We start from the raw sequence: 9,640 nt of genomic DNA, 5'->3' as shown, positions 1-9,640 counted from the left end.
GTTCCTCAACTCCCCAGTTTATAACTGGACAAAGCACTACCGGTATCCCCTTCCTCACAACCCAGAGAGACGCGGGGAAGGGGATTCAAGGCGATGAGGTCGGGAGCCGAAGGTTCCCGACCTCGCGCCTCAAACCACGATAGGGCCATCATTCGCCGGGCAAGCGCTTTGGGCTCATTCGCGGCTGGGGATCTCGGGCGCCTCCAGCCCTGGAGGCGCTTCCCCGCTCAGGGCGCGAAGCGCGCCCGGGAGCCGTGGGATGAGATCGCCGGCCGTAACGCCAGTGGCCCCGATCTCCTGACGCGCTCGTTCCCCTGCCAAGCCGTGCAGATAAGCGCCCAGCGTGGCGGCCTCAAAGGGCGCCAGCCCCTGGGCCCGTAACCCTGCAATCGCCCCCGCCAGCACATCCCCGGTCCCCGCCGTGGCCATCGCCGGGTTGGCGAAGGGCATCACCCGCGCCCGCCCATCCGGGGCGGCGACTACGGTGAACGCCCCCTTCAGCACCACTACGTGACCCCAGTTTTGCGCAAACTGCACGGCGACCTCCAGGCGGTCGCGATCGATCGCTTCCTTATCCAACCCGGTGAGCCGGGCCATCTCGCCGGGATGGGGCGTGAGAATCGCGGGGCCTGGCAGGCGGGTCGCCCACTCTTTCGCCTGGGCCAGGGCGTTCAGGCCATCCGCATCCACCACCAGAGGCGGCCAGGTCCAGTTGGAGGCGGCCGGCTTTACAGTCTCCTCATCCTCGATGTGAAAACCGATCCGGCCTCGCCGTGCGGCTCGCTCCATCCCGAACATCGTGTGAACGAAGGCCACGGCCTCCTTCTCCTGAGTCAGACCAGGGCCCAGCACCAGAGCGGCATAGCCCTCCACCGCCTTCGCTAAGACCTCCACCGCGTCCGGGATCAGGACGCCGAGCTCATCCGGCAGCAGCACATAAGTGATCTCGGTCGTTTTAGCGGCCAGGACGGGGTAGATCGCCCGCGGGACGGCGAGGGTGACCCATCCGGCACCGACGCGCGCCGCCGCCTGGGCGGCCAGCCAGGGAGCGCCGGGGTAGTTGGTGGAGCCGGCCACCACGGCTACCTTCCCAAAGGTGTTTTTGTGCGCATCCGCCGGGCGCGGCGGACACCAGGCCTGGGCGGTGGCAGCATCCATGACCTCGAACGCCCTTTCCGGTGCCCATTTCGGCTCGATCCCGATATCGGCAACCACCAGCTCGCCGACGGCATGGGCCGCCGGGAAGCGGAAATGTCCAACCTTCGGATAGGCGAAGGTCACTGTGAGGTCGGCATGGAAGGCGTTGGGATCCAGTTCACCGGTGTCATAATTCATCCCGGTTGGTCCATCCACCGCCACCAGCCAGGGCTCGGGCGGCGTTCGCAGAGCCCAGGCGATGGGGATCAGGGGGAAGCCTGGAGCAAAGAACGAGGTCGGCCACGGCCGCCGATCCTTCACCTCCGCTCGCACGATCTGCAACATGCGGAGCAGATCCCCCTCCAGTGGGCGCACAGTCCCAGTCCCCAGCAACGCGTCCACGATCACCGTGGCGCTCCGCGCCCACAGGCGCAGCACCCGCCACGTTCGATCGTCCTCCGCCTGGGCGATGAAGCAACCGGCCGCCTTCGCGGCCTGGAAAACCGGATCGGTCTCCTCGCGAGGCCTTAACAGATAACAGGCGACATCGGCCCCCGCTTCTTTCAGGAAGCGGGCGGCGGTCAGGCCGTCGCCGCCGTTGTTCCCCGGGCCCACCAGGATAAGGATGCGGCGGCCCCGGACGGACATCCGCCGCATGATCTCGGTGGCCACGGCGTGGCCAGCCCGCTCCATCATCCGGGCGTAGGTATGGCCGGCCGCATCGGCGGCCGCTTCCGCCTGACGCATTTGAGCCACGGTCAGCACTTTCATCGCTCAAGCTCCTGAGCCGCTAAGGCGGTCTTCCTTTTCGGGTGCACCTCCGGGGGCGCCCCTGGGCCCCCTTTTCCGCGCAAAGGCCGTCTCAAAGCGGTCCTGCTCCCCTGGGACGGATCATGCGTTGCGATTCGCCAACCCGTCTCTCCTCGGAGACCTCTGGGCCTCGGAGGAGGGTTCACCGGGGAGAGCGCCTCCTGCCGGTTAGCGGTGAAGCACGACTGCAACGGGCAGCCCTTACAGGATCACAGGGATCGGATCGGCTAAGCGGATCTCTTCCAGGGAGACCTGACATCGGTAAGCGAGGACCTGAACGCCCTGGGCTGCGGCGGCCCGCAGGATCCGCCCGAAATCCGGATCCGCCGCATCGTGAGGGCGGAACGCTTGAGCGTCCGGCCGCTGCACGATAAAGAGCACGAAGGCCTGAGCGCCATCCGCGCGCGCTGCTATCAGCGCCCTCACGTGGCGCCGCCCTCGCTCGGTCGGCGCGTCCGGGAAGAGACCCACGCCGTCTTCCACCAGCGTCACGCTTTTCACTTCCACATATGCCACGCCTGCGGAGCCGATCAGTCGGAAATCCACCCGCCCCTCCCCCAGGGGGGTCTCCGCCTCCAGCGCTGTATAGGGCCGAAAGGGCGGAAGATCGCCCTTCTCCCATGCCTCCCGGAAGAGGGCGTTAGGCATCCGTGCATCAGCAGACACCAGGGTTCCATCCGGCAGGCCCACCAGCTGGACATCGTAGCGAGTCCGCCGCCGGCCGTCCCGACGGGCCACCCAGATGGGATACCCGGGGACCAGGAGTTCGCGCAGACGGCCGGAATTCGGAAGATGGGCCTGCACCCGGCGTTGCCTTAGGCGCACTTCCACCGCAAATCGATTCAGGCGGCGCAGGAAAACCCCACGGGTTAATGGCGGCCAGCGCATATCGGGACCCTTCCTCCCTGTGGCCTCTGGGGCCATCAGGGGGACAGCGGGGAGAGCCCGCCCCTCTCATGTAGGCAGGCCGGCCTCGGCTCCCGGATGGCGGGAGGGGATCAAAGGATCAGCATCGCATCGCCAAACGAATAGAAGCGATAGCCTTCCGCGATGGCGACCTGATAGGCCTCGCGCATGAACTCATACCCCATGAATGCGGCGACCAGGAGCAGCAGGGTGGAGCGGGGGAGGTGGAAGTTGGTGATCAGCGCGTCCACCACCCGGAATTCAAAGCCAGGGTAGATGTAAAGATCGGTTTCCCCTTCGAAGGGCCCGACGATCCGCCACGGGCATATGGCCTCCGGCGAGCATCCGAGCCCGTAACGGGCGGCGGTCTCCAGGACCCGCACCACGGTGGTGCCCACCGCGAGGATGCGGCCTCCCTCCAATCGCGTCCGATTGATCTGCTCCGCAGTTTCCGCCGATAAGGTGCACCATTCCTGGTGTAACTTATGTTGCCGCACATCCGAGGTCTCAATCGGGCGGAACGTGTCCAGGCTGATGTGAAGCGTGACGAAAGCGAAACGGACGCCATGATCCCGCAGGCGAGCCAGCAATTCAGGGGTGAAATGCAGCCCCGCCGTCGGCGCGGCCACCGACCCGGGGACGCGGGCATAGACCGTCTGATAGCGTTCGGGATCATGGAGCGGCCGCCGGATATAGGGGGGGAGGGGGATCACCCCCAACCGCTCCAGTTGGCCTTCCAAAGGAGCGGAAAAGCGGAGCAGGCGGAGGGGGCCTTCCCCTTCAGCCTCCACTTCCGCATAGAGATCGATGGGCTGGCCGCCGGAGAGCAGCTGGAGACGCACGCCGGGGCGGATGTGACGCCCTCGCACCATAGCCCACCACCGCTCCGGACCCGTCCGGCGCACCAGCAACAGCTCCACCCGCCCCCCGGTCGGCTTCACCGCAAATAAACGGGCTGGGATCACCCGGGTGTCGTTAAATACCAGCAGATCCCCCGGGCGCAGGTAGTCCATAATCTCCCGGAAGATCCGGTGCTCAATCCGCCGCGTCGCTCGATGCGCCACCATCAACCGTGAGGCATCCCGCGGCTCCGCCGGAGACTGGGCGATCCGATCCGGGGGCAACTCATAATCGTAGGCCTCAAGGCTCAGAAGATCCTTCGGTTCCATAGCGAGCCCGATAGAGATCCAGGAGGGTCTGGAAGCCTTCTTCTCCCAGCACCCATTTCACTTCCTGATCGAAGACCATAAATAGGGGCCGCGCTTCCTCGGCAGGAATCTGACAGGTCGCTTCCGCGTAAAGCTCGTTCGCATCATCCAGGATCAGCTGGTTTTCCCATAACGTGAGCGGATAGAGCGCGCAGTGCAAGGGCTTCAAGGCCCAGGGGTGCAGACCGGCCTCCATAGCGGCCGTCTGCAAGCTACAACGCCCGTCATCCAGCAGAAAGATACAGGACTGGCCAGCCGGGTGGGCCGGGTTCTCGATGACCGTGGTGCCCACCCAATAGCCGGCCGGCGGCGTGTCGTCCCACTCCAGCTCCCCATCGAACCACTGGGCCTCATTATGGCGATCCGGCGGCAACACCTTTTTGATCTGCTCCGCGTGGCGGAGGATCTCATCACGCTGCTCTACCCGCACCCACACGCCGTAGGCGCAACAGCGGCCCCGACAATAAGCAGGGCCACATCGTTGAACCGGCCGGGGCTCCAGCAAACGGGGATCCACCCGAATCCCGCGGATCTCGATGTCCATGGATCCCCTCCTGATCGACGAAGCTCCGCTGGATTTGGGGGGTCAGGCGGGCTCCCTTCATCGGCCGCCCGGCCCCTCAGGTCCTGGCTGGTGTTCAGAGCCGGTCTAAATAACCCTCCGGTCTAAAGAGCAGCGAGGAGGAAGGAGATGGGGTTCAGCATTGGGCCCCTCGCCGCCAAAGAGCAATCGGTTTTTCGGACAAGCTCTTCATGGGCTATCGAACCAGGAACTGCCCATCGCGATAAAGGACTTCCCCGTCCACCACGATCTCCCCTTCCTTCAGATCACAGATCATATCCCAGTGGATCGCCGACTCGTTCGTCCCCCCTGTCTCCGGATAGGCAGCGCCCAGGGCGAGGTGGAAGGTGCCTCCCAGCTTCTCATCGAACAGGATGTTGCGGGAGAACCGGCGGATCGCGAAGTTCGTGCCGATGCCCAGCTCTCCCAACCGCCGGGCACCCTCATCGGTCTCCAGCATCCGATGGAGAAACGCCTCGTTTTTCTTCGCCGTCGCTTTCACCACCTTCCCGCCTTCGAAGGCCAGCTCCACCCCATCCACCTCCCGGCCGCCGTAGAGGGCCGGATACGTAAAGCGCACCCAGCCCTCGGTGACGGCCTCCTCCGGGCCGGTGAAGATCTCGCCGTCCGGGAAGTTGTGGCGGCCGTCGGCGCTGATGAACACCCGGCCCTCGATCCCGAGCACCAGGTCGACGTCGGGACCGCGAATGTGGATCCGTCGGCGCCCTTTCAACCATTCCACCAACCGCTCCTGGAAAGCCGCCTGCTCCCGCCAGCGGGCCACCGGGTCTTCGTCGTTTAACCACCCCGCCTCGTATACGAAGTCCTCGAACTCCTGGAGGCTCATCTCGGCCTCCTGGGCGTAGGCTTCTGTGGGGTATAAGGTGAGGACCCAGCGCAATTCCCCGCGAGCAGCCCGTTCCATATATGTGCGGGTGAGATCCCGCCGGGCGGCGGAGAACATAGCCTGCTTGGCGGGATCCACATTGCTCAAGGATCGGGTGTTGGTTTCGCTCATCACGCTGATCAGCACATCGAAGGTCTCGATGATCAGGCGGTCGATCGGCGAGACGAACGTGAGTTGGGGCTCCTTCGCCACCCGGTAGAAGATCTCCGCCGCCCCGGGCAGGGAGACCAGCAGGTGCGGATGCCCGCCCCGCTCGAGCACCTGGCGGTAGACGGTGAGCAGGAGAGGAGCGGCAGCCGGGGCGCCCCGGATGGCCACCTTATCTCCAGGCTTTACCCCCGTTGCGTAGTCCACCAGCACCCGGGCCCACTTCTCCAGACGTGGATCGCCCATTGCGCACCTCAAGGGAAAGGATTTTGAAGATAGGCCGGGCCCGATAGACCCGACCCCGTCCCGCTGACCTTATGTCTAGCACAGAGAGCGCGAACGCATGCCATGAACGCCATGGGCAACTTCCGAGCTCTCCGGCGGGTCTTTGGGCCGGGCCGCCGCCTTGGGAACAGAATTCACAGCATACGCTCGCAAAGGAATTATAGCGCGAGCGAAGAAGCGCTTCATTCGGTCCAAGGATGGGAAGACGACAAGAGACCCGATGGGGGGAGACATCGGGGATCTCCCGGTATGCTCCTCTCTGAGATGGAGATCCAGGCCTGCTCATGGAAGCCGACGGGCGACGATCAGCATCTGGGGGCTGTCCTCCCGATAGGGGGTCAGATCGTAGGCGCCGAACATCTCCTCCAGGGCGAAGCCGCTGCTTTCCAGGAGCAGCCGGAGCTCTCCTGGCCACACGAAACGCATACGGCTTGGGAAGGCCCAGCGCCGCCATGCCCCATCGGCGCCGCGTTCCTCCACCAGAACCATGAGCTCCAGACGTTGAGCGGCAGCATCGACCCGCCGCGCCTCCAGCCAGAGCAGAAGGGCGTTGTCCTCTGGATCCTCCCGCCAGCTTCGCAGGTAGAGCTGGCCGTTCTCCTCCAGCAGCGCCGCGTCCGGGTTCAAGCAATCCAGCAACAGGAGTCCGCCGGGCTCCAGGACACGATGAAGATGCCGGAGAACAGCCCGCTGGGCCTCCAGGGAGTCGAAGTGCAGAAACGTGTTCAGGGGAACGAAGGCCATCGGATAAGGCCCCGGAGGGATCTCCCGCGTCGCATCCACCTGGACCCAGGTGATGCGCTCGGACACGCGGGCCCGTTCGGCGCGAGCCCGAGCCCGAGCCAGCATCGCGGCCGAGGCATCCAGGCCGGTCACCCGGAAACCGGCGGCCGCCAGGGGGACCGTTAACCGGCCGGTGCCGCATCCCACTTCCAGCAGCGGCGACCCCACGCGCTCCGCGTAGCCCTGATAAAAGGGCAGATCCTCCAGGAAATCCCCGAAGAAGCGATCGTAGAATTCGGCGAACGCCTCATAGTTCATCGCCTGACGCTTTACCTTTTCAATCGGAGGGATGAGGGGGCCGGAAGCCTCTTAGAACCCAGTGAGAGATCCCGCATGGGCTGCCCTTGTTGCACCCCATCGCCCGGGGCCCGGCCGTGATCCGGCGGACGCATCCGCTGTCGCCTTTATTTTAGGCGTTCCCCCAACCTGGAAGCGATTTCACAGGTATATCGGGTGGAAAAAACCTAAAAAGCGGGAGGTGTGCGATGATGAGGAAGAAGGGATGGCTGGTTTTGGGGAGTCTGGCGCTGATGGGCAGCCTGGCCCTGGGCGGCGTCGTCCTGGCCCAAACCTCCATGCCGATCCCAACCGCGGAGCCGGCTCGAACGGTCTCCGGGACAGAGCTGAAGGTGGGGGATCCGACGGCGGCGGACAGTCCGGTCACCCTGGTTTCTTCCTCCACTCAGGCCACCCTGGGGGCGACGGATTTGGGCGCGGTCACGGTTCGGGGGCAGGCAGCCGGTGAGATCCGTGCGGTCCAGGAGGCTATGGAGGCCTCAAAGGTGCGGCTGGAATATCGCCAGGGGGAGATCCATCCCCTGGGCGCTGTTCCTGTGAACAGCACGCTGAATCCGAACGCGGCCCATCTCTACGGCCCCTATTGGTATAACGCGGGCGATACGGTCACCCTTTCGAGCACTTGGGTTCCCACTGCCAGTGTCTTCCGGATCGGGTTAACCAGTCAGGCCTCAAGGATCTTCTACGGATGCCAGGTTGCCGGAGGGGCGGGAACCTGTCAGCTAACAGTGAACCAGGCAGGCTGGTATTACCCGACGATCTGGAACGTGGGGCCGTATACCGCCACATATAGTGGTTTTGTGTCCTGGTAAAGATCGGTGACCTTCGCCAGATCCCGGGGCCCTGTGCGGGAAGCTGGAACGATGGAAAAAACTTGGGCGCGGGAGGTGGACAATGCGCCGGGAACTTTTGGGGATCGGTCGATGGACGTTTTACGGTCTGGGCCTGTTAGGCGCGCTGCTGTTGCTGGGCGCGGCCCCCACTCCGGACACTCCGGAGGCCTCGTCCTCGGGAGGCGTCCAGGTCCCCGTGGTCCTGGACGGCGTGCGCTATGAGCCCGAAGTGTTCAACCGCCTCTGGGCGGACTTGAACCGCCGGGGGATCTATCTATGCTTTACCTTCGCGCGGGATGGCACCTTCGTCGCTTTTTCCACCAAAGAAGCTTGTGATGATTTCCTGCAGAAAGAATGGGGTCTTCCGCCTGTGATCGTTCCATCCCTGCTTTCTCCACCCCTCCGCGTGCGGGTGGAGGGAACCCAGGTCTGGGTGGAGCCGCTGGAGGATGCGGATGCGGCGCCTTCGCCCCCTGCCGACGGCTCAGGTGGGATGGCGCCTCAGCAGCTTTGCCCTCTGCCGGATTTCTACTGGAGCCGGAATTGGGAACACATCCTTTGTCAGGGATGGGCATTGAATGTTTCGTTCGGAAGCCAGATCGGTGACCTTCGCCAGATCCCGAGGCCCTGTGCGGGGAGCTGGAACGATTGCATTTCCTCCGCTCAGGCCCCCGCAGGCATTCGCCAGTTAATCCTGTGGGAGCATATCCACTTCCAGGGGAACTACTTCCCGATCCCCGCGGGCTGGACGGCCCCGGACCTGCGGGCGTTCGGCTGGAACGATCGGGTGTCTTCCCTCTACGCCCAGCCGTAGCAGGCCATCATCTGGAGCGTTTCATCCCCTCTGAGCTCCGGTAGGCGATCTGGAGATCCTCTTAGATCCCGTGCCCAGCTCCGGGGCTGACCCTTCACTCGCTGGGTTGTAGGCTTCGATGGAGGAACAGGAAGCGATCGCGCGATGGCGGAGAGGTGATCCGGAGGGGATGGCGGTGCTGGTGCGGCAGTATCAGCAACGGGCCCTGCGGGTCGCCGCCCTGATCCTGCCCGATCCCATGCAGGCGGAGGACGCCGTTCAGGCCGCCTTTATCCGGGCCTGGACGTATCGGAAAACCTTTCGCCCGGATTCCGCCTTCTGGCCGTGGTTTCGCCAGCTGGTGGTGCATGAGGCCCTCCGCCTCGCCCGTCGGGAAGGCCGGGAGATTCCGGCGGAATCCGGCCCGGTGGAGGAGGCCGGAGGGGATCCGGATTCCGATCCTTCCCATCACCTGGATTCCCAGGAAACGATCCAGCGGCTCGCCCAGGCGCTGGAGCGGCTTTCGCCGATCCAGCGGGCGATCATCGTCCTGCGTTACTACGAGGGGCTGAGCGAGGAGGAGATCGCCCGTGCCCTGGGCTGTGCGGTCGGCACCCTCAAGCGCCACCTCCACGAGGCCCGACAACGCCTGCGACGCTGGCTGAGCGATCGCGCATAACCCCTGATGGAGGCGGAGGCGAACCATGGAAGAACGGTTGGGTTTCCCCCGTAATGCAGAAGAAACGTGGCTGCGAGAGGGACTGGATCAGATCGCCCGGTCCCGGGTTCCCCCCGATCGGGATCTCTGGCCAGCGCTGCATGCCCGGCTGTTCGCCCCGGCTCCCCGTCCGGCCTGGCGGTGGAGGCGCCCGCCGGGGTGGGGCTGGCTGGCAGCGGGCCTGGCGCTGGTCATGGCCCTCGTTGGAATGGCCTACGCCCGCCCCCTCTGGGAGGCCTTTCTCTCCACCCATC

10 protein-coding genes are annotated in these 9,640 nt (G+C 64.9%); 4 read left to right on the top strand and 6 right to left on the bottom strand.

Annotated elements, in window-relative coordinates; all coding sequences use genetic code 11:
* Positions 1-174: 174 nt before the first annotated feature.
* The 6 genes from NZM16_RS12750 to NZM16_RS12725 form a co-directional block, all read right to left on the bottom strand.
* Positions 175-1,908, bottom strand: a complete 1,734-nt coding sequence (locus tag NZM16_RS12750) for an NAD(P)H-hydrate dehydratase (protein ID WP_295480719.1) — start codon at positions 1,906-1,908, stop codon at positions 175-177.
* A gap of 240 nt (positions 1,909-2,148) precedes the next feature.
* Positions 2,149-2,835 (bottom strand): DNA/RNA nuclease SfsA, encoded by a 687-nt coding sequence (sfsA, locus tag NZM16_RS12745; RefSeq protein WP_295452643.1) that lies wholly within the window; start codon positions 2,833-2,835, stop codon positions 2,149-2,151.
* Positions 2,836-2,945: 110 nt separating this feature from the next.
* Positions 2,946-4,004, bottom strand: a complete 1,059-nt coding sequence (gene queA / locus NZM16_RS12740; RefSeq protein ID WP_367185217.1) for a tRNA preQ1(34) S-adenosylmethionine ribosyltransferase-isomerase QueA — start codon at positions 4,002-4,004, stop codon at positions 2,946-2,948.
* Positions 3,994-4,605, bottom strand: a complete 612-nt coding sequence (locus NZM16_RS12735) for a DUF3109 family protein (RefSeq protein ID WP_295452639.1) — start codon at positions 4,603-4,605, stop codon at positions 3,994-3,996. Before NZM16_RS12735 ends, queA begins: the two co-directional genes overlap by 11 nt.
* A 214-nt stretch (positions 4,606-4,819) precedes the next feature.
* Positions 4,820-5,923, bottom strand: a complete 1,104-nt coding sequence (locus NZM16_RS12730; protein ID WP_295452637.1) for an aminopeptidase — start codon at positions 5,921-5,923, stop codon at positions 4,820-4,822.
* Positions 5,924-6,244: 321 nt separating this feature from the next.
* Positions 6,245-7,003 carry a bifunctional 2-polyprenyl-6-hydroxyphenol methylase/3-demethylubiquinol 3-O-methyltransferase UbiG gene (locus NZM16_RS12725; RefSeq protein WP_295452634.1) on the bottom strand — a complete coding sequence of 253 codons (759 nt, stop codon included), beginning with the start codon at positions 7,001-7,003 and terminating at the stop codon, positions 6,245-6,247.
* Positions 7,004-7,230: 227 nt separating this feature from the next.
* Here NZM16_RS12725 and NZM16_RS12720 point away from each other — a divergent pair, with 227 nt between their 5' ends.
* The 4 genes from NZM16_RS12720 to NZM16_RS12705 form a co-directional block, all read left to right on the top strand.
* On the top strand, positions 7,231-7,854 hold the full coding sequence (locus NZM16_RS12720) for a hypothetical protein (RefSeq protein WP_295480715.1): 624 nt from the start codon (positions 7,231-7,233) through the stop codon (positions 7,852-7,854).
* An 82-nt stretch (positions 7,855-7,936) separates the two neighbouring features.
* Positions 7,937-8,689, top strand: a complete 753-nt coding sequence (locus NZM16_RS12715; protein ID WP_295480713.1) for a hypothetical protein — start codon at positions 7,937-7,939, stop codon at positions 8,687-8,689.
* A 118-nt stretch (positions 8,690-8,807) separates the two neighbouring features.
* Entirely contained in the window at positions 8,808-9,347 is a 540-nt protein-coding gene (locus NZM16_RS12710) for a sigma-70 family RNA polymerase sigma factor (protein ID WP_295480711.1), read from the top strand.
* 25 nt (positions 9,348-9,372) lie between these two features.
* Positions 9,373-9,640, top strand: a 268-nt coding sequence (locus NZM16_RS12705; protein ID WP_295480709.1) for a hypothetical protein, incomplete at its 3' end; no start/stop codon positions are given.

The sequence above is a fragment of the Thermoflexus sp. genome, assembly GCF_025055495.1.
In the GTDB taxonomy this organism is placed as follows: Bacteria; Chloroflexota; Anaerolineae; order Thermoflexales; family Thermoflexaceae; genus Thermoflexus.
This window is presented reverse-complemented; position numbering and strand designations above follow the sequence as displayed.

What these genes read in the sequence shown, in the direction of transcription:
- NZM16_RS12750 (WP_295480719.1), bottom strand. Translation starts at nt 1,908, where the DNA reads ATGAAAGTGCTGACCGTGGCTCAAATGCGTCAGGCGGAAGCGGCCGCC.
- sfsA (WP_295452643.1), bottom strand. Translation starts at nt 2,835, where the DNA reads ATGCGCTGGCCGCCATTAACCCGTGGGGTTTTCCTGCGCCGCCTGAAT.
- NZM16_RS12735 (WP_295452639.1), bottom strand. Translation starts at nt 4,605, where the DNA reads ATGGACATCGAGATCCGCGGGATTCGGGTGGATCCCCGTTTGCTGGAG.
- NZM16_RS12730 (WP_295452637.1), bottom strand. Translation starts at nt 5,923, where the DNA reads ATGGGCGATCCACGTCTGGAGAAGTGGGCCCGGGTGCTGGTGGACTAC.
- NZM16_RS12725 (WP_295452634.1), bottom strand. Translation starts at nt 7,003, where the DNA reads ATGAACTATGAGGCGTTCGCCGAATTCTACGATCGCTTCTTCGGGGAT.
- NZM16_RS12720 (WP_295480715.1), top strand. Translation starts at nt 7,231, where the DNA reads ATGATGAGGAAGAAGGGATGGCTGGTTTTGGGGAGTCTGGCGCTGATG.
- NZM16_RS12715 (WP_295480713.1), top strand. Translation starts at nt 7,937, where the DNA reads ATGCGCCGGGAACTTTTGGGGATCGGTCGATGGACGTTTTACGGTCTG.
- NZM16_RS12710 (WP_295480711.1), top strand. Translation starts at nt 8,808, where the DNA reads ATGGAGGAACAGGAAGCGATCGCGCGATGGCGGAGAGGTGATCCGGAG.